The sequence below is a fragment of the Caballeronia zhejiangensis genome, assembly GCF_000698575.1.
In the GTDB taxonomy this organism is placed as follows: Bacteria; Pseudomonadota; Gammaproteobacteria; order Burkholderiales; family Burkholderiaceae; genus Caballeronia; species Caballeronia zhejiangensis.
On sequence record NZ_JFHD01000021.1, the window covers coordinates 1 to 19,082 of the forward strand.

A 19,082-nucleotide genomic window follows, 5' to 3' on the forward strand; every position below is an offset into this window, starting at 1 on the left:
GCGCCCGCGACCGGCACAGCCGTGCGCGTCGAGGCCGCGAGCAGCGAGCCAATCTTCGCGCGGCTGCCCGGCGGCACGCGGCCATTGTTCTGCTGTCCCCATGCGCCGCGCGGATCGTGCATTCGCGCGCGCGCCGCCGAAAATTCCGCGCCCAGCAGGAGCACGGCGGCGGAGAAGTACAGCCACATCAGCAGCACGGCGAGCGAACCCGCCGCGCCGAACGCGCTCGCGGTGCCCGCGTGGGTCAGATACAAGGCGAACAGCTTCTTGCCCGCCGAGAAAAGCAGCGCGGAGACGAGCCCGCCGACGAGCGCATCGCGCCATTGCACGGGCGCATCGGGGAGGAACTTCATCAATGCGCCGAACGCGGCGGTGAGAATCGCGAGCCCGACCACGAGCTGCACGACATCGCCGACGATCACGAACGGCGAATTTGCCCACAGCCACATGCCGACCGCCTGAATCGCGGTATCGAGCACGAGCGAGACGATCAGCAGAAACGCGACGCCGAGCACGAGCCCGAACGACACGAGCCGCACGCGCACCAGCGTCATGATGCTGGAGCGCTGCTCGCCGCTCATCGGCCAGACGATGTTGAGCGCCGTGTTGAGCGATGAAAACGTCGCCGATGCACCGACCGCGAGCAGCACGAACGAGATGATCGCGGCGATGCCGGTCCCGCTGCTGCGATGCGCGTTCTCGACGATGCTCTGCACGCCCGCCGCGGCCTGATCGCCGATGAGTCCGTTCACTTGATGAAAAAGTTGCCCGCGCGCCGCCTCCGGTCCGAAGATCCAGCCCGCGACGGCGATCACCATGACGAGCGTCGGCGCGAGCGAGAACGCCGAGTAGAACGCGATGCTCGCGGCCATCGCGGCGCAGCGGTCTTCCGAGAACTGCTTCAGCGCGCCGAGCGCCCACGAAGCGTCTTTCTTCACCACCGCTTCGATCTTCTGGGTTGAGACGGAACTCATGGCGACCTCTCGGTTCGATGAATGGAGCGCGAATGTTTCACCCCGTCGAGCACGTTCCATTCCAGAACATGCGTGGCCAGGCGCGGCGCTTGCTAAAGCGACAAGGTTGCGTATGAAGTATTCGTTGCATGCAACGCGCGCAAGACCTGTGATTGGTGCAAATACCGTGTCAACCTGTCTGCGGGATGTAATCGGGCACCATATACTTTAGTAACCCAGTAACCCAGTAACCCAGTAACCCAGTAACCCAGTAACCCAGTAACCCAGTAACCCACATTACGACGCGCCGAGGGCAATCATGCTCCAAATGTCACGGCGACAGTTCCTCAAGGTCTCTGCGAGCACGCTCGCCGGTTCGAGCCTGGCGGCAATGGGCTTCTCTCCGGCTCCCGCGCTCGCAGAAGTCCGGCAATACAAACTGTCGCGCACCACGGAAACGCGCAACACCTGTCCGTACTGTTCAGTCGGGTGCGGCATCCTCATGTACGGTCTCGGCGACAACGCCAAGAACGCAAAAACGAGCATCATCCACATCGAAGGCGATCCGGATCATCCGGTCAATCGCGGCACGCTCTGCCCGAAAGGCGCATCGCTCATCGACTTCATACATAGCCCGAGCCGGCTGACGTATCCCGAGCATCGCGCGCCGGGGTCGAACGAGTGGAAACGCATCTCGTGGGAAGAGGCGCTCGATCGCATCGCCGAGTTGTTGAAGGAAGATCGCGATGCGAATTTCGTCGAGAAGACGCCCGACGGCAAGACGGTCAATCGATGGCTGACTTCGGGCTTTCTGGCGGCGTCGGCGGGAAGCAACGAAGTTGGCTATCTGACGCACAAGACGGTGCGCAGTTGGGGAATGCTCGCATTCGATAATCAGGCGCGTGTCTGACATGGCCCGACGGTGGCAGGTCTTGCCCCGACGTTTGGCCGTGGAGCGATGACGAACCATTGGGTCGACATCAAGAACACGGACCTGATTCTCGTGATGGGCGGCAATGCAGCCGAGGCGCATCCGTGCGGCTTCAAGTGGGTGACCGAGGCGAAGGCGCATCGGCGCGCGCGTCTCATCGTCGTGGACCCGCGCTTCACGCGCACGGCATCGGTCGCGGATTTCTACGCGCCGATTCGCACCGGCACGGACATCGCGTTCCTCGGCGGCGTCATCAACTATCTGCTCACGAACGACAAGATCCAGCACGAGTACGTGAAGAACTACACGGACATGTCGTTCATCGTGCGCGAGGACTTCGCGTTCAAGGACGGCGTGTTCTCGGGCTATGACGCGGAACATCGCAAGTACGACAAGACGAGCTGGGATTACGAGCGCGGCGACGACGGCTATGTGAAGACCGATCCGACCTTGCAGCATCCGCGCTGCGTCTACAACCTGTTGAAGCAGCACTACGCCGCCTACACGCCGGAAATGGTGACGAAGGTTTGCGGCACGCCGACCGACAAGTTCCTCAAGGTCTGCGAGATGCTCGCGACGACCGCGGCGCCGAATCGCGCCGGCACGATTCTCTATGCGCTCGGCTGGACGCATCACTCAGTCGGCGCGCAGATGATTCGCACGGGCGCGATGGTGCAGCTTCTGCTCGGCAATATCGGCATCGCGGGCGGCGGCATGAATGCGCTGAGGGGGCACTCGAACATTCAAGGCCTGACCGATCTCGGCCTGATGTCGAATCTGCTGCCCGGCTACATGACCTTGCCGATGGAAGGCGAGCAGGAATACGAGGACTACATCAAGAAGCGCGCGTCGCAGCCGCTGCGGCCGAATCAACTGAGCTACTGGAAGAACTATCGGGCGTTTTACGTGAGCTTCATGAAGTCGTGGTGGGGCGATAACGCGACGGCCGACAACAACTTCGGCTATGACATGCTGCCGAAGCTCGACAAGTCCTACGACATGCTGCAGGTCTTCGAGCTGATGGCGCAGGGCAAGATGAACGGCTACATCTGCCAGGGCTTCAATCCGCTTGCGGCGGCGCCGAACAAGGCGAAGATCGGGCTCGGCCTGTCGAAGCTGAAATGGCTCGTCATCATGGATCCGCTCGCGACCGAGACGTCGGAGTTTTGGAAGAATCACGGCGAATTCAACGATGTCGATTCGTCGAAGATTCAGACCGAAGTGTTCCGTCTGCCGACGAGTTGCTTCGCCGAAGAGCGCGGCTCGCTCGTCAGTTCGTCGCGCGTATTGCAATGGCACTGGCAGGGCACGACGCCGCCGGGCGAAGCGCGAAGCGATCTCGAGATCATGTCGGGATTGTGGCTGCGCATGCGCAAGGCATATCAGGAGAAGGGCGGCAAATATCCCGATCCGATCCTGAAGATGACGTGGCCGTACGCGGACCCGGAAAGCCCGACGCCGGAGGAAATCGCGATGGAGTTCAACGGCCGCGCGCTCGCCGACGTCACCGATCCGACCGATCAGACGAAGGTCCTCGCCAAACGCGGCGAGCAACTGGCGAGCTTCGCGCAACTGCGCGACGACGGCTCGACCGCCAGCGGATGCTGGATCTTCTGCGGATCGTGGACGCAGGCGGGCAACCAGATGGGCCGGCGCGACAACTCCGATCCGACGGGCATCGGGCAGACGCTCGGCTGGGCGTGGGCGTGGCCGGCGAATCGGCGTGTGCTGTACAACCGCGCATCGTGCGATGTGAACGGCAAGCCGTTCGATCCGTCGAGAAAGCTCGTCGCGTGGAACGGGCGCGCGTGGGGCGGTCCGGATGTCCCCGACTTCAAGGTCGACGAACCGCCGGACAAGGGCATGAGTCCGTTCATCATGAATCCGGAGGGCGTGGCGCGATTCTTCGCACGCGACGGCATGAACGAAGGCCCGTTCCCCGCGCACTATGAGCCGTTCGAGACACCGCTCGGCCATAACCCGTTCTTCCCCGACAACAAGGCGGTGACGAGCAATCCGGCCGCGCGCGTCTTCCCCGACGATCGCGCCGCGTTCGGCACCGCCGACAAGTTCCCGGACACCGCGACCACGTATCGCCTCACCGAGCACTTCCACTACTGGACCAAGCACGCGCGGCTCAACGCGATCGTGCAGCCGCAGCAGTTCGTGGAGATCGGCGAGGAGCATGCGAAGGAAGTCGGCGTCGTCGCGGGGGATCGCGTGAAGGTGTCGAGCAATCGCGGGCATGTCGTCGCGGTGGCGCTCGTCACGAAGCGCATCAAACCACTGACTGTGGAGGGCAAGAAGGTGCACACCGTCGGCCTGCCGCTGCACTGGGGCTTCAAGGGCCTCACGCAGCCGGGCTATCTCGTCAACACGCTCACGCCTTCCGTGGGCGACGGGAACTCGCAGACACCCGAGTTCAAGTCGTTCCTCGTGAAGGTCGAGAAGGCATAGGGAGGACGAGATGGCTCTGCAATCGCTCGATATCAAGCGTCTCTCCGCGACGACCGTGCCGCAGACGCAAATACGCGAGCCGGTGACGGGCACGGTGGCGAAGCTCATCGACGTGTCGAAGTGCATCGGCTGCAAGGCGTGTCAGACGGCGTGCATGGAGTGGAACGACCTGCGCGACGATATCGGTCACACGACCGGCATCTACGACAATCCGCGCGACCTGACGGAGCATTCGTGGACGGTGATGCGCTTCACCGAATACGAAAATCCGAAGGGCGACCTCGAATGGCTGATCCGCAAGGACGGCTGCATGCATTGCGAGGATCCGGGTTGCCTGAAGGCGTGTCCTTCGCCGGGCGCGATCATTCAGTACACGAACGGCATCGTGGATTTTCACGAGGAGAACTGCATCGGCTGCGGCTATTGCATTACCGGCTGCCCGTTCAATATTCCGCGGCTTTCGAAGGAAGATCATCGCGTGTACAAGTGCACGCTATGTTCGGATCGCGTCGCGGTCGGGCAGGAGCCCGCGTGCGTGAAGACGTGCCCGACCGGCGCGATCATGTTCGGCACCAAGGTCGACATGCAGCAGCAGGCGGCCGATCGCGTCGAGGATCTGAAGGAGCGCGGCTTTGCTAACGCGGGCCTCTACGATCCGGCGGGCGTGGGTGGCACGCATGTGATGTACGTGCTGCATCACGCGGATCAGCCGGAGCTGTATCACGGGCTCGCGAAGGATCCGCACATCAGTCCGCTCGTGTCGATATGGAAGGGCGTGACGAAGCCGCTCGCGATGATCGGCATCGCGTTGGCGGCGTTTGCGGGCTTCTTCCATTACACGCGCGTCGGGCCGAACGAAGTCAGCGAGGAAGACGAACTCGAAGCGCATCGCGAAGCGGAAGAAGTGCAGCGTCGGCGTGAAGGCGGACAGGAGCGTACAGATGAAACACGATAGCGAACTGCGTGACGTGAAGGGCCATCGGCTGATCGTGCGCTACACGCCGAACGAGCGCACGAATCACTGGATCACCGCGATCACCTTCGTGCTGCTCGCGCTGTCCGGACTCGCGATGTTTCATCCGTCGATGGCATGGCTCTATGCCGTGTTCGGCGGCGGGCAATGGACGCGCATCCTGCATCCGTTCGTCGGCTGCGTGATGTTCATCTCCTTCATGATCCTTGCGCTGCGCTTCTGGCATCACAACTATCTGGACAAGAACGACGTCCAGTGGATGAAGCAGATGAACGACGTGCTCACCAATCGCGAGGATCGCCTGCCTGAGATCGGCAAGTACAACGCCGGGCAAAAGCTGTTGTTCTTCGTGATGGTGGCGAGTCTCGTGTTGCTGCTCGTGAGCGGCATCGTGATCTGGCGCAGATACTTCGCGTTCTATTTCCCGATTACCGTGATTCGTCTTGCATCCGTCGTGCACGCGGCGACGGCGTTCGTGCTGATCGTGTCGATCATCGTGCATATCTATGCGGCGCTTTGGGTGAAGGGTTCGATCGGCGCGATGACGCGCGGCACTGTCACGTATGGATGGGCGCGCAAGCATCATCCGCGGTGGTTCAGGGAGATGATCGGGAAGTAGAAATCCGGCGCGACGTTGGGCCAATACGTGCGGGGTGCGGTCCATTTCATATCCGTTTTGCTGATATGCTCGGTCGACCGTTCACCCCGCGAGGAAACCTTCCGTGGTCCAACGCATAGTCGAAGCCTCGCGAATCGAATCGCTCGATCCGTCGGCCATTCCGCGTTTGCGCATGCCGGAGCGCGCGACGATATTCGCCACGCGCGCCGCACGTCTTCGGCAACTCGCCGACGCAAGCAATCCCATCTCCGGTTATCTGCGCCTGATGGCCGCGCTCGCCGACGCCCAGCAGCGCGTGCTCGCGCATTTCAATGCGCCGATGCCCTCGCGCGAGTCCATCGAAATGAATCAGCGTCATTCGATGCCGATCGTTCCCGCGCTCACGGATGACCGCGATCCCGCCTGGCGCGACGTACTCTTCATGCTGCTCGACGGCATCGAAGCCGCCGGCGCGCTAACGCCCGCGCTCGCGCAACTCGTCGCCCGTCTGCGCGCGCTCGACGCCGCCGCGCTCGACGCCCAAGCCGACGCGATCCTCGCGCTGCGCTTCGCCGAAATCGATCCGGCCGCGGCGCCCCTCATCGCGGCCGCGCTGCAAGTCGTGTGGACCGATCTCGCGAGCCGCATCGACATGCGGGACGTGCCGTATCTCGACACGCCCGGCGTATGTCCCGTCTGCGGCTCGGTGCCGGTCGCGAGCATCGTGCGCGTGGGCGGCGCGCATGAAGGTTATCGCTACGTGCAATGCGGACTGTGCGCGACGGAGCTTCACGTAGTCCGCGCGAAATGCACGAACTGCGATTCGACCAAAGGCATCGCGTATCACGTGATGGGTACGGGCGACGAACCCGAGGAAGAAAAAACGGCGAAGGCGACAAGCGCGCCGCTCAAGGCGGAATCGTGCGACGAATGCGGCACGTATCGCAAGATCGGCTATCAGGAGAAGGCTTACGACTTCGAACCTTACGCCGACGATCTCGCGAGCCTCACGCTCGATCTCCTGATGGGCGATGCGGGTTTTCGGCGCGCGGCGCCGCATCCGTGGCTCTGGCCCGAACAACAGGAAGGCGATCGATGAGCGATGTCACAGGCGACGGCGGCGAGTTGCGCGCATTGATGGCTCGCGTGCCATCGGTCGAGCGCGTGCTGGCATCGGCGGAATTCGAGGCGGTGATCGCCACGTACGGCCGCACGCAGGCGCTCGCCGCATTGCGCGCGACGCTCGATGCATGGCGCGCCGATGCGCAAGCGGGCCGCGCGTCCGTCGATGCACTGAGCGATGCGCAACTCGCGCTCGCCGTCGACGCGCGGCTCGCGAAACGCGCGCGCAGCAACGTGCGCAGCGTCTTCAACCTGACGGGCACGGTGCTGCATACGAATCTCGGCCGCGCGCTGCTGCCCGACGAAGCGGTGCGCGCGGTCGCCGAAGTGCTCACGCGTCCGGCGAATCTCGAGTTCGATCTCGACACCGGCGCGCGCGGCGATCGCGACGATCTCATCAACGGCCTCATCTGCGAGCTGACGGGCGCCGAAGCCGCGACCGTCGTCAACAACAACGCGGCCGCTGTGCTGCTGACGCTTTCCGCGCTCGCTTCGCGCAAGGAAGTGATCGTGTCGCGCGGCGAACTCGTCGAGATCGGCGGCGCGTTCCGCATTCCCGACATCATGAATCGTGCGGGCGCGAAGCTGCGCGAAGTCGGCACGACGAATCGCACGCATCTGAAAGACTACGACGAAGCGATCAACGCGAAGACCGCGCTCCTGATGAAGGTGCATTGCAGCAACTACGCCGTGAGCGGCTTCACGAAGGAAGTCACGCTCGCCGAACTCGCGCCGCTCGCGAAAGCGCGGAACTTGCCGGTCGCGGTCGATCTCGGCAGCGGCACGCTCGTCGATCTCGCGCAATGGGGCTTGCCGCGCGAAGCGACCGTGCGCGAGACGGTCGCGGCAGGCGCGGATCTCGTCACGTTCAGCGGCGACAAGCTGTTGGGCGGGCCGCAAGCGGGCCTGATCGTCGGGCGCGCGGATCTCATCGCGAAGATCAAGAAGCATCCGCTCAAGCGCGCATTGCGCGTCGGCAAGCTCACGCTCGCGGCGCTCGAAGCCGTGCTGCGTCTCTATCGCGCGCCTGAAACGCTGGCCGAGCGTCTCACGACATTGCGTCTGCTCACGCGTCCCGCCGACGCAATGCGCCTCGCCGCCGAACGCATCGAACCTGCGTTGCAGCGCATGATCGGCGATGCCTTCACTGTCAGCGCCGAACCGATGTTCAGCCAGATCGGCAGCGGCGCATTGCCCGTCGACGTGCTGCCGAGCTACGGCCTCGCGGTGCGCCTCGCGAGCGGCAAACGCGCGGGCGGGCAACTCAATCGCATCGAGAAGCGGCTGCGCGAGTTGCCGCGTCCGGTCATCGGGCGCATCGCGGATGGCGCGCTGCGTCTCGATCTGCGCTGTCTCGAAGAAGCCGATGAAGCCGCGTTCATCGCGCAGTTGGATGCAGGCGAGGACGCACGCGAATGATCGTCGGCACGGCGGGGCATATCGATCATGGCAAGACGACGCTCGTGCGCGCGCTCTCGGGCGTGGACACCGACCGGCTGAAGGAAGAGAAGACGCGCGGCATCTCGATCGAACTCGGCTACGCGTACGTGCCTTTGGACGACGGCGGCGTGCTCGGCTTCATCGACGTGCCCGGACACGAGAAACTCGTGCACACGATGGCGGCGGGCGCGTGCGGCATCGACTTCGCCTTGCTCGTGATCGCCGCCGACGACGGCGTGATGCCGCAAACGCGCGAACATCTCGCGATCCTCGAACTGCTCGGCGTGACGCGCGGCGCGGTCGCGGTGACGAAGTGCGATCGCGTGGAGGCATCGCGCGTGCGCGACGTGCATGCCGAAATCGCGGCGTTGCTCGCGCGCGGCCCGTTGCACGGTGCGCCCTTGTTCGACACCGATGCGACTCAAGACGATGACGCGGGCGTCGCTTCGTTGCGAGCGTATCTTCACGATGCCGCCGCGCACTGGTGCACGCGCCGCGACGATGGCTTCTTCCGGCTCGCGGTCGATCGCGTGTTCACGCTGACGGGGCAGGGCACGATCGCGACGGGCACGGTGTTCGCGGGCCGCGTGAACGTCGGCGACATGCTGGCGCTCGCGCCGCGCGAATCCGGCGGCGAGCCCGTGCGCGCGCGCAGCATTCACGCGCAGAATCGCGCCGCAGAGACGGGCCGTGCGGGCGAGCGCTGCGCGCTCAATCTCGCGGGCATCGACAAGGATGCGCTCGCACGCGGCGACTGGATCGTGGATGCGCGGCTCGCGCGGGCATCCGAACGGCTCGATGTCGAACTGAGCTTGCTCGGCGATGCGCAACTCACGCTCACGCATTGGGCGCCCCTGCATGTGCATCTCGGCACGACGCATCGCGTCGCGCATGTGGCGCTGCTCGAAGCGGATACGCTCGCTGGGGGAAACACGGCGCGCGTGCAGCTCGTCTTCGATCAACCCGTTTGCGCGCTGCCCGGCGATCGCTTCATCGTGCGCAACGCGCAGGCGAACCGGACGGTCGGCGGCGGGCGCGTGCTCGATCCGTTCGCGCCCGCGCGCAAGCGCCGCACGCCGGCGCGCCGCGCGTGGCTCGATGCGCTCGTCGCGATGCTGGATACCGGTCGCGCCGATGCGCTTTTCGACGAAGCGCCGTATGGCTTGCCGCGCTCGCTTGTCGAGCATTTGTACGGGCGCGGCCTGTCGCCCGAAGGCGTGCGCGCCGTGCCCACGCACGATGACATGCTCTACATCGCGGCGCGTCACTGGGATGCGCTCAAGGCGCGCCTGCTCGATGCGCTAGCCGCTTTCCACGAACGCTTTCCCGACGAGCAAGGCCCCGACGCCGCGCGTCTGCGCCGCATGGCCGCGCCGCTCGCGCCGGACGCGCTGTGGCGCGCGCTCGTCGACGATGCGGTGACGAGCTGCGCGATCGCGAAGAGCGGGCCGTGGCTGCATCTGCCGTCGCATGCGGTGACGCTCGACGACAACGAGGAAGCGCTCGCTCGCGCGGTGCTCGCATCGCTCGAAGAAGGGCGTTTCGATCCGCCCTGGGTGCGCGATCTGGCGAAGGCGCAGGGCGTCGGCGAGGACGAGATGCGCAGGCTGCTCAGGAAGCTCGCGCGCCGCGGCGACGTGTATCAGGTGGTGCGCGATCTGTTTTATTGCCGCGCGTCGATCGGCGCGCTGGCGCAACTCGTCGCGCAATCGGCGCAAACGCAGGGCGGCGCGGTCGGTGCGGCCGCTTTCCGCGATGCGAGCGCGCTCGGCCGCAAGCGCGCGATACAGATTTTGGAGTTCTTCGACCGGGTTGGGTACACTCGATTCCACCGCGACCTGCACCTCTTGCGCGCCGATAGCCGCTGGCACGAGTCCGTCTGACGATTGCGCGCTCGTCCTTCCATCACGATGGAGCATCTCTACTTCAGGCTGCTGCATGTCATGTCGAGCCACCCCGAGTGGGCGCTCGCGGTCGTGCTGCTCGCGTCGTTTCTCGAATCGGTCGCGTTCATCGGCACGTTCGTGCCGGGCAGCACGGCCATGTTCATCGCGGGCGCGCTCGTCGGCGCGGGCGCGCTGAATCTCGGCTGGGTATTCGTCTGCGCGATCGCGGGCGCCATTGCCGGAGACGCCGCGAGTTTCTGGTTCGGCCAGCACTACGCGGACCGCATCGCGCAGATGTGGCCGTTCCGCTCGCATCCGGGCGCGCTCGTCGCCGGCAAGAAGTATTTCGACAAGCACGGTGCGAAGAGCGTCGTGCTCGCGCGCTTCGTCGCGCCGATGCGCGCGGTCGTGCCGGTCGTCGCGGGCGTGACCGGCATGACGCCGGCGCGCTTTCTCGTCGTCAACATACTGAGCGCGCTCATCTGGGCGCCGACGCATATCCTGCCGGGCGTCGTGTTCGGCGCGTCGATCGAACTGGCGGGCGCGGTGTCGATCCGGCTCGTCGTGATTCTGATTCTCGTCGCGGCGCTCGCGTGGATCGTGTTCAATCTCGCGCGCGTGATCGTTTCGCACGCGATGCGCTGGACCATCGCGTCGCGCGACGCGCTGCTCTCCTGGGCGCGGAAGGGCAACGGCCTGCCCGCGCGGCTCGTCTCGCGCGCGCTCGATCCGGGCAATCCGGCGACGGGCCTCATCGTCATGATCTCGGTGCTGCTGCTCGCGTCCGCGATCCTCTTTTTCTCGGTGCTCGCGAACGTGGCGCGCGGCGCGTCGATCGTTCAGGTCGATGTGTCGATTTACCGGCTGCTGCAATCGTTCCAGTCGACCTGGACCGATTCGATCCTCGATGTCGCCGCGACCCTCGGCAGCACGCAGACGCTGCTCGCGCTCGGCGCGACGGTCATCGTGTGGATGAGCTTCGAACGGCGTTGGCGCACGGTCACGTACTGGGTCGTGGCCGTGGCGTTTTCGCAATTGCTCGTCGCGGCGATCCGCTTCACCGCGCACGAGCCGGCGCTCGTTTCGTTCGCGCCGTCGGAGCATCGCTTTCCGAACAGCGACGTCGCGGCGACGGTCGTGATCTACGGCTTTCTCGCGTTCCTGCTGCTGCGGCGCGTGGGCATCCTGACGGGCGTGTTCATCGCGACGGCGACCTCGGCCATCGTGACGGCGGTCGGTCTGGCGGGGCTGTACTTTGGCCGCTTCACCATCTCCGATGCGCTCGGCAGCGCGGCGCTCGCCGCCGTCTGGGTCTTCCTGATCGCGCTCACGGCGGTATGGCGCAATCCCGGCAAGCCGCCGCCGCGGCCGCTGATGCCGGTCGCCGTGCTTGCCGTGATCTGCGCGAGCGTCGCGCTGCAAACGAGCGATGAAACGGAGGCGCACAGCGTCGTGCCATCGACCGTCGTCATTACGCCGATTCAGTGGACCGATTCGGTATGGCGCACGTTTTCCTGTTATCGAGCGAGCATGGAGGGCGATCGTCGCGAGCCGATCACCGTGCAATGGGCGGCGACGCCCGAGCAGATTCGCGCGCAACTGGCATCGCGCGGCTGGACGGAGGTGTCGCACGTGAGCCTGAAGAGCGTGATGTCGGTGGTGTTGCCGAATGCGCCCGCCATCGCGTTGCCCGCGTTGCCGCGCCTGAACAACGGCGAGCCGTCGAAGCTCGTGTTCGCGCGTTCCGTGCGCGGCGCCGACGAGCGCGACGTGCTGCGCTTCTGGCCCACGCATTACGAAGTGCGCCAGGACGCAGGCGCGCCGCCCGCGCCGATCTGGCTCGGCTCGGTCGTGCACGAGCGCCTGCGCCGTCCGTCGTGGCCGTTCAACGTGCTGCGCCCGGACCGGCGCGTCGATCCGATGGCCTTCGATCATGGCGAGGGCACGCCCTGGCGCGGTATCGAAATTGCGAGCAGCGCGGGATGCGGCAACGTGCCGGTGATGCTCGTCGAGTCGAGGTCCGAATGATGTTGCGATCGAGAGGTGCCGGTTGATCCAGATTCCTCCGTCGGCGATCGTGCAATGGGGCGGCGCTGCCGTCTTCGCGAACGTTCTGCTGACGCGCCTCGGCGTGCCGCTGCCGTCCGCGCCTTTGCTCGTGTTCGCGGGCTCGGCCGTGGCGAGCGGACGCCTCTCGTTCGCGCATGTGCTGTTCGCGGCGCTGTGCGGCGCGTTGCTCGGCGACAGCGTGTGGTTCTCGGCGGGGCGCATCTACGGACGTCGGCTCGTCGCGGCGCTCTCGCGCAGATCGTATGCGGTCGACAGCGGGATGCGTACGACCGGCGAACTGTTCGAGCGTCATGGCGCGCCGATCGTCGCGGTATCGAAGTTCGTGCCGGGTCTCGGTCTCGTCACGCCGCCGCTGATGGGCACGACGCACATCGCCGCGCTCGCGTTCTTCTTCTGGGATACGGCTGGAATTGCCGCGTGGGCGTCGTTCTGGGTATTGGGCGGCGCGCTTTTCGAGCGGCAACTGCATGTCGCCGTGCTCGAACTGGAATCGCATGGCGCGACGGTGGTGGATGTGCTCGTCGCGGCGGCGCTCGTCTATTGCGTTTATCGGCTGATGCGGCGGCGACAGCCGCGCTCGCGCGATGGCAACGGCTGAGAACGCGCCGTTATAATCGGACGCCCGGTCGAAATTCGATCGGACGTGCAGCGCCGTGGTTTTCAAAGGAAGGCATCCGTATCCGGTGGTGCGGCCGGGCTTCAAACCCGGTTGGGGATGTCAGACATTCCCAGGTCGGTTCGACTCCGGCTGCCTTCCGCCAAGCAAGCCTGTCTCGCAAGGAACGCCAATTGCGGATGTCATTGCGCATCCACGATCCGCGTTACCTTCGAATGAACGACAGAGCCGACATCCACACGCAATCGCGCAAGCCGCTCGATCGCGAACTCGAAACCGCGCTGCGCAAAGTCTTCGGCTTTCCGCACTTGCGTCCCGGACAAGAAGACGTGATTCGCAGCGTGCTCGACGGCAACGACACGCTCGCCGTCATGCCCACCGGCGCGGGCAAGTCGCTGTGCTATCAATTGCCCGCGCTGCAATTCGATGGCATGACGGTCATCGTGTCGCCGCTGATTTCGCTGATGCGCGATCAGCTCACGAAGCTGGTCGAAGCGGGCATTGCGACCGCCATGCTCAACAGCACGCTCTCCGCGAGTGAACAGCGCGACGCGATGCAGGCCATCGCGCGACACGAAATCCGCATGCTCTTCGTCACGCCCGAGCGTCTCGTCGATGCCGAATTCACCGCCGAACTCACCGCGAAGGACATGCCGCCGATCGCGCTTGCCGTCATCGACGAGGCGCATTGCATCTCGCAATGGGGCCACGATTTCCGGCCGGCATATGTCGAACTGATCCACGCGATCAAGACGCTCGGCCGTCCGCCCGTGCTCGCGCTCACCGCGACGGCGACGCCCGCCGTCATCGTCGATATCGTGCGCGAACTGGAGATGAAGCGCGCGAACGTCATCCATACGGGCGTCTTTCGCGACAACCTGCATTTCAGCGTCGAACAACTCACGAACCCGGATGACCGGCGCCGGCGCGCGATCGAGATCGCGACGGGCGAAGCGGGGAGCGGCATCGTCTATTGCGCGACGGTCGCGGAATGCGAGGCGCTGCATGCCGCGCTCGTCGATGCGGGTGTCGAGGCCGAGCGCTATCACGGCAAGCTGTCGTCGGGCGCGCGCTCGTCATCGCAGGACGCGTTCATGGAGAACCGCGCGCGCGTGATGGTCGCGACCAATGCGTTCGGCATGGGCATCGACAAGCCCGACATCCGCTTCGTCATTCACGCGCAGATGCCCGGCAGTCTCGATGCGTACTATCAGGAAGCGGGGCGCGCCGGCCGCGACGGCGAGACCGCGCGTTGCACGCTGTTGTTCGAAATGAAGGACAAGCAGGTGCAGCAGTTCTTCATGAGCGGCCGATATCCGAGCGCGGAGATGATTGCGCGCGTCGCGGAGAAAGTGCGCGAACTCGCGAGCGACGATGCCGCCCGCACGCTCGACAAGCCGCTTGCGCGTCTGCGCGAAGCGTTGCCGAGCATCGGCGCGAACAAGCTGCGCGTGGCGGCGGCGCTGCTCAACGATCTCGGCGTGACGCGTCGCACGCGGCGCGGCGGCATGAAGCTCGTCGACGACGATGCGGCCATCGCGAAGCTCGAAGGGGCGTCGCAGGAATACGCGGCGCGCAGCGAACGCGATCGCGCGGTGCTCGAGCGCATGATCGCGTATGCGCAGAGCGCGCAGTGCCGCTGGCGCATGCTGCTCGACTACTTCGCCGACGACATGAACGACGCGCGCACGTCCGCGCCGCTGCGCGCGAGCGATGTGCATTACCGCGCGCCCGACGACGAACTCGACGGCGGCCACTGCGGCGTGTGCGATAACTGCGTGCATCCGCCGGAGGTGATCGAGAGCCCGCGCGAAGTGCGCGAACAGATGCGCGCGAAAGAAGAAGAGCAAGCCGATCGCAAGACGAAGGCGTTCGCGCCGGGCGAGCGCGTGAAAGTGCGTCGTTATGGCGAAGGCATTGTCGAAATGATCAGCGGCGAGCGCGTCGCCGTGCGCTTTCCCGATGACGAGACGCGCACCTTCATCGCGCGCTATGTGAAGCGTGCCGCTCGCTGATCTGCGCAATCGCGATGCGCGCGGCCTTGCGCACTTCCGGATCGCCGTCGTCGAGTGCGGCTTCGAGCACGGCGAGCGCATGCGTATCGCCGAGTTCGCCCAGTGAAAGCGCGGCCTCCTTGCGCACGTTGCTGATCGGAAACGTCAGCAGTTCCGACACGGCATGCGTGCTTGCGACATCGCGCAAACGTCCGAGCGCGCGTGTCGCCTGCAACGTGACTTGCCAATAGTCGTCGGAGAGGGCGTTTTCCAATGCATTGCGCGCGGCGACGAGACGCAGCTTGCCGAGCGTCGCGGCGGCTTCCTCACGCACGCGCCACGCTCGATCGGAGAGCGCGTGGATCAACGTTTCGATCACGCCGTCGTCGGTGGCGAAGCCCAATGCGCCGACGGCAGCGTGACGCACTTCCGTCGAAGCATCGGTGCGCGCGATGTGCTTCAACTGCGGCAGCGCATCCACATGACGCAGCCAGCCCAGCACGCCGATGGCCTCGCGCCTCACGAACGGCGACGCATTCGCTAGCGCCGCAAGCGCAGGTCCGGCCGCGCTCGGCAAGCGCAATTCGCGCAACGCGCGCAAAAGGGCCGCGCGCTTGAACGCATCGGCATCGGTATCGGCATCGGCGAGATGCGGCAGCAGGCGTTCGCCCGCGACGGGATCTTTCAACGCAGCGAGACTGTCGGCGGCGGCTTCGCGCGTATCGGTATCGGCGTCGTCGAGCGCGGCGCATAGCGCATCGACTGCTTCGTCCGTTTCCCACGCGCCGAGACGTTGCGCCGCGGTGCGACGCACGTCGGCATCCGTGTCGTGGCGCAGGGCATCGGCGAGCAGGGGCAGCCAGGCTTCGTCTTCGAGGTCGGCGGCTTCGAGCACGGCGAGACGGCGCACGGCGGCATCGGCATCGTTGAAGCGCGCGGCGAGGGCGGCGTCGGTGACGGTATCGAAAAGTGGATTGGTGTGCGTCATGAGAGAACGGAGTGTGATATGTCGATGCGCGCGGGCGCGTCGTTCGATGCGGCCATCGGACTCGCAAGCGGATAACGAAGCAACGCGAGACAACGACGCTTCAACGCGACGAATCCGGCTTCCGTGACGAGCTCGCGTTCACGCGGACGCGCAAACGGCACGCGCAGTTCTTCGAGCACCGTGCCCGGGCTATGGCTCATCACGAGAACGCGATCAGCGAGAAAGAGCGCTTCGTCGATGTCGTGCGTGACGAACACGACCGTCGGACGGCGCTCGCTCCATACATCGAGCAGAAGCGCCTGCATCGATGCGCGCGTCTGTGCATCAAGCGCGCCGAAGGGTTCGTCCATCAGCAGCACGCGCGGCTCGTTGAGGATCGCGCGCGCGATCTCCGCGCGTTGCTGCATGCCGCCCGAAAGCTGCGCGGGATAGCGCTCCGCGAACGCGCCCAGCCCGACGCGATCGAGCAACGCCCGCGCGCGCAGATGCCGCTCGCGTTTCTTCACGCCGCGCATCTTCAGTCCGAACGCGACGTTATCGAGCGTCTTGCGCCACGGCAGCAGCGTGTGTTGCTGAAACACCATGCCGCGCTCGGGATGCGGTCCTTCGATGAGCTTGCCATCGAGCGTCGCGCGGCCCGCGTTCGGCGCGACATGTCCCGCGAGCGCGGCAAGCAAGGTCGACTTGCCGCAGCCCGACGGCCCGAGTATGCAGACGAATTCGCCCGGCTCGATGACCGCGTTCACATCGCGCACGGCGGTGAATGCGCTCGCGCCGTCGCCCAACGCAATGCCGAGCGCTTCGAGTTGGATGCGGCCCGCGCTCATCGAATCCTCCCTGCGGCGAGCCACGGCGTGAGCCGCGTGCCCGCGATGCGCACGAGCGCGCTGCTGCCCATGCCGAGCAGGCCGATCAGCAACATGCCGACGACGACATCGGGATAACGCTGCACCGTGTACGACTGCCATGTGTAATAGCCGATGCCGTATTGCCCCGAGATCATCTCGGCGGTGACGAGGCAGAACCACGACGTGCCCATGCCGATGGCAAGGCCGGTGACGATCGCGGGCGCCGCGCCCGGCAGGATCACTTCGCGCAGGATCACGCGATTGCCCGCGCCGAGACTGCGCGCCGACGACACGAGCCGTGGCTCCACGCCTTCGACGCCGTGTATCGTGCCGAGCAGGATCGGAAAGAACGCGCCGGTGAAGGTGATGAAGATCATCGACATTTCGGAGGAAGGAAACATCAGGATCGCGAGCGGAATCCATGCGACGGCGGGAATCGGCCGCAATACTTCGAGCGGCGTGAGCAACGCGAGGCGCGACCATTGCGAGCGGCCGATGGCGATTCCGAGCACCACGCCGCTCGCCGCCGCCGCGACATAACCCGCCGCGATGCGTCTCACGCTGCTCGTGAGATGGGCCACGAGCTTGGGCGAATGCGCGAGATCGATGATGGCCGCGAGCGTATCGGCGGGCGTCGGCACATTCTCGAACGTGACGATGCCGAGGTTCCAGCGATGCGTCGTCGCCAGATGCCATAACGCGATGCACAGCGCGAGCGACGCCCACTGCACGCCGGCGCGCGCGCCGCGTGAACGCAGCAACGAAGGAGCGGAGTATGCGAGCGTCGCCATCATGGCCTCATCGGTTGGCGAGCGCGGTCGGCTGGCGCGCGGCGGCGAAGTCGAGCACTTGTCCGCCGTGCGCGTTCGCCCAGGCCTCGGCGCGATCCTTCAGCAGGAATGCGTTCAACTGGCCGTCGCCGGTCTTCGCGAACCATGCCTGATTGCCGAGCAGCTTGATGCCGCTTTCACGATCCTGCGCATAGAACGCGCGCACCTGTTTGCCATCGCGTTCGAGCGTGCCGAGCTCGCGCACCGCTTCTTCCGGCGACGCATAGCTGCGCACCTTCGGCTCGCCGCGCACCCAGATCTGCGCGACGCGATCCGTCTTTGCGATGGGCTTGCCCGTCAGCGCATCGTTCGCGACGAGCGGCGTCGGCGCATAGTTCTTCAGTGCCGCTTCGTAGTCGAGATGCTCGGCCTTGAATGCGGCGCGCAAGTAACTATCGTCGATGAAGCTATTGGCGTTCAGATCGCCGTCGGCACGCTTGAGCAGCTTGAGCGTATCGAACGATGTCTGCACGGCCTTGCGATACTCGGGCTTCCATGTGAGATCGCGCGTCTGCAAGCCGAGCGGACCGTGAAAGAGATAGTCGACTTCAGGCTCGATGCCCGTCACCTTCGCAATCAGCTCGCTGTACTTCTCGGGTTCCGCCGTGAGCAGACGATTCGCTTCGATCGCGGCACGCAAGTACGCGACGACAATCTCCGGATACTTCTGCGCATAGTCCTTTTCGACGAGCGTGCCGTGCAGCGTAGGCGATCCCGCCTGCGAGCCGTCGTAGATCTTGCGCGCGAAGCCGCGATACGGAAACAGCTCCGCGAAGGGCACGAAGTCCGCGTGCGCGTCGATCTTGCGCGTCTGCAATGCGGGTCCGGCGACTTCGGGCGCCTGCGTGACGATATTCACATCGCGCTCCGGGTCCCATCCTTGCGCCGCGACCGCGCGCAGCAACATGCCGTGCGCGGTCGATGCGAACGGAACGGTGATCGTCTTGCCCTTCAGATCGGCGATGGACTGCGCGGGCGAATCCGTCGGCACGACGATGCCGTTGCCGCTGCCGCGCACGCTGCCCGACAACACGCTGATGAAGATGCTGCTCTTGCCGGCCTTCTGATTCGCGACGCCGTTCAACACGCCGGGGAAATCCGCCATCGAGCCGAAATCGAGCTTGCCCGCGACCATCTCGTTCGTGATCGGCGCGCCGCTCGTGAAGTTCTTCCATTGAACGTCGTATTGCGCGTCCTTGTATTTGCCATCGTGCGGCAAGTACTTTTCGAGCAGATGCAGTTCGCGGATCAATGCGCCGCCGGCTGCGGTATTGATCGTCGTGTCCTGCGTGCCGATAGCGACGCGGATCGTTTCCGCATGCGCAGCGCCCGCGAACAAGGCGACTGCAAGCGCGATGGATAGCGTTCGTTTCATG

The 19,082-nt window shown here is 65.3% G+C and carries 14 protein-coding genes and 1 tRNA gene; 10 read left to right on the forward strand and 5 right to left on the reverse strand.

The features are described from left to right. The coding region (locus tag BG60_RS23275) for a YihY/virulence factor BrkB family protein (RefSeq protein ID WP_034473095.1) at window positions 1–974 on the reverse strand (974 nt) is incomplete at its 3' end. Window positions 975–1,272: 298 nt separating this feature from the next. Between BG60_RS23275 and fdnG the strand changes: the two genes are divergently transcribed. The 10 genes from fdnG (at window position 1,273) to BG60_RS23330 (ending at window position 15,061) form a co-directional block, all read left to right on the forward strand. Further along, window positions 1,273–4,341 (forward strand): formate dehydrogenase-N subunit alpha, encoded by a 3,069-nt coding sequence (gene fdnG, locus BG60_RS23285; RefSeq protein ID WP_152563230.1) that lies wholly within the window; start codon window positions 1,273–1,275, stop codon window positions 4,339–4,341. 10 nt (window positions 4,342–4,351) lie between these two features. Continuing rightward, window positions 4,352–5,296 carry a formate dehydrogenase subunit beta gene (gene fdxH / locus BG60_RS23290; protein ID WP_008352823.1) on the forward strand — a complete coding sequence of 315 codons (945 nt, stop codon included), beginning with the start codon at window positions 4,352–4,354 and terminating at the stop codon, window positions 5,294–5,296. Next, window positions 5,283–5,933 carry a formate dehydrogenase subunit gamma gene (locus BG60_RS23295; RefSeq protein ID WP_008352824.1) on the forward strand — a complete coding sequence of 217 codons (651 nt, stop codon included), beginning with the start codon at window positions 5,283–5,285 and terminating at the stop codon, window positions 5,931–5,933. The genes fdxH and BG60_RS23295 overlap by 14 nt, the downstream gene beginning before the upstream one ends. Window positions 5,934–6,036: 103 nt before the next feature. Further along, window positions 6,037–7,011 carry a formate dehydrogenase accessory protein FdhE gene (fdhE, locus tag BG60_RS23300; RefSeq protein ID WP_034473097.1) on the forward strand — a complete coding sequence of 325 codons (975 nt, stop codon included), beginning with the start codon at window positions 6,037–6,039 and terminating at the stop codon, window positions 7,009–7,011. After that, window positions 7,008–8,453: an L-seryl-tRNA(Sec) selenium transferase gene (gene selA / locus BG60_RS23305; RefSeq protein ID WP_008352827.1), complete on the forward strand. Its 1,446-nt coding sequence runs from the start codon at window positions 7,008–7,010 to the stop codon at window positions 8,451–8,453. Before fdhE ends, selA begins: the two co-directional genes overlap by 4 nt. Further along, entirely contained in the window at window positions 8,450–10,357 is a 1,908-nt protein-coding gene (gene selB / locus BG60_RS23310; protein WP_034473098.1) for a selenocysteine-specific translation elongation factor, read from the forward strand. The genes selA and selB overlap by 4 nt, the downstream gene beginning before the upstream one ends. Before the next feature lie 27 nt (window positions 10,358–10,384). After that, a complete protein-coding gene (locus BG60_RS23315) occupies window positions 10,385–12,388 on the forward strand; it encodes a VTT domain-containing protein (RefSeq protein ID WP_008352831.1) in 2,004 nt (667 codons plus the stop codon). Window positions 12,389–12,410: 22 nt separating this feature from the next. After that, the gene (locus BG60_RS23320; protein WP_008352832.1) at window positions 12,411–13,028 is read left to right on the forward strand and encodes a DedA family protein; all 618 of its coding nucleotides are present in this window, start codon (window positions 12,411–12,413) and stop codon (window positions 13,026–13,028) included. A gap of 67 nt (window positions 13,029–13,095) precedes the next feature. Beyond that, window positions 13,096–13,191, forward strand: a tRNA-Sec gene (locus BG60_RS23325). A gap of 70 nt (window positions 13,192–13,261) precedes the next feature. Then, window positions 13,262–15,061, forward strand: a complete 1,800-nt coding sequence (locus BG60_RS23330; protein ID WP_033536700.1) for a RecQ family ATP-dependent DNA helicase — start codon at window positions 13,262–13,264, stop codon at window positions 15,059–15,061. On the opposite strand, the gene BG60_RS23335 is transcribed toward BG60_RS23330, so the two are convergent. Genes BG60_RS23335 through BG60_RS23350 form a run of 4 tightly spaced genes read right to left on the reverse strand, consistent with a single transcriptional unit; the run spans window position 15,027 to window position 19,081 of the window. After that, window positions 15,027–16,028: a HEAT repeat domain-containing protein gene (locus BG60_RS23335; RefSeq protein WP_008352834.1), complete on the reverse strand. Its 1,002-nt coding sequence runs from the start codon at window positions 16,026–16,028 to the stop codon at window positions 15,027–15,029. The genes BG60_RS23330 and BG60_RS23335 overlap by 35 nt on opposite strands. Continuing rightward, the gene (locus BG60_RS23340) at window positions 16,025–16,855 is read right to left on the reverse strand and encodes an ABC transporter ATP-binding protein (RefSeq protein ID WP_008352835.1); all 831 of its coding nucleotides are present in this window, start codon (window positions 16,853–16,855) and stop codon (window positions 16,025–16,027) included. Before BG60_RS23340 ends, BG60_RS23335 begins: the two co-directional genes overlap by 4 nt. Next, complete coding sequence (locus tag BG60_RS23345) at window positions 16,852–17,670, reverse strand: ABC transporter permease (RefSeq protein ID WP_008352836.1); 819 nt, start codon at window positions 17,668–17,670, stop codon at window positions 16,852–16,854. The genes BG60_RS23340 and BG60_RS23345 overlap by 4 nt, the downstream gene beginning before the upstream one ends. A 4-nt stretch (window positions 17,671–17,674) precedes the next feature. Beyond that, a complete protein-coding gene (locus BG60_RS23350) occupies window positions 17,675–19,081 on the reverse strand; it encodes an ABC transporter substrate-binding protein (RefSeq protein WP_008352837.1) in 1,407 nt (468 codons plus the stop codon). Between the last annotated feature and the right edge of the window lies 1 nt (window position 19,082).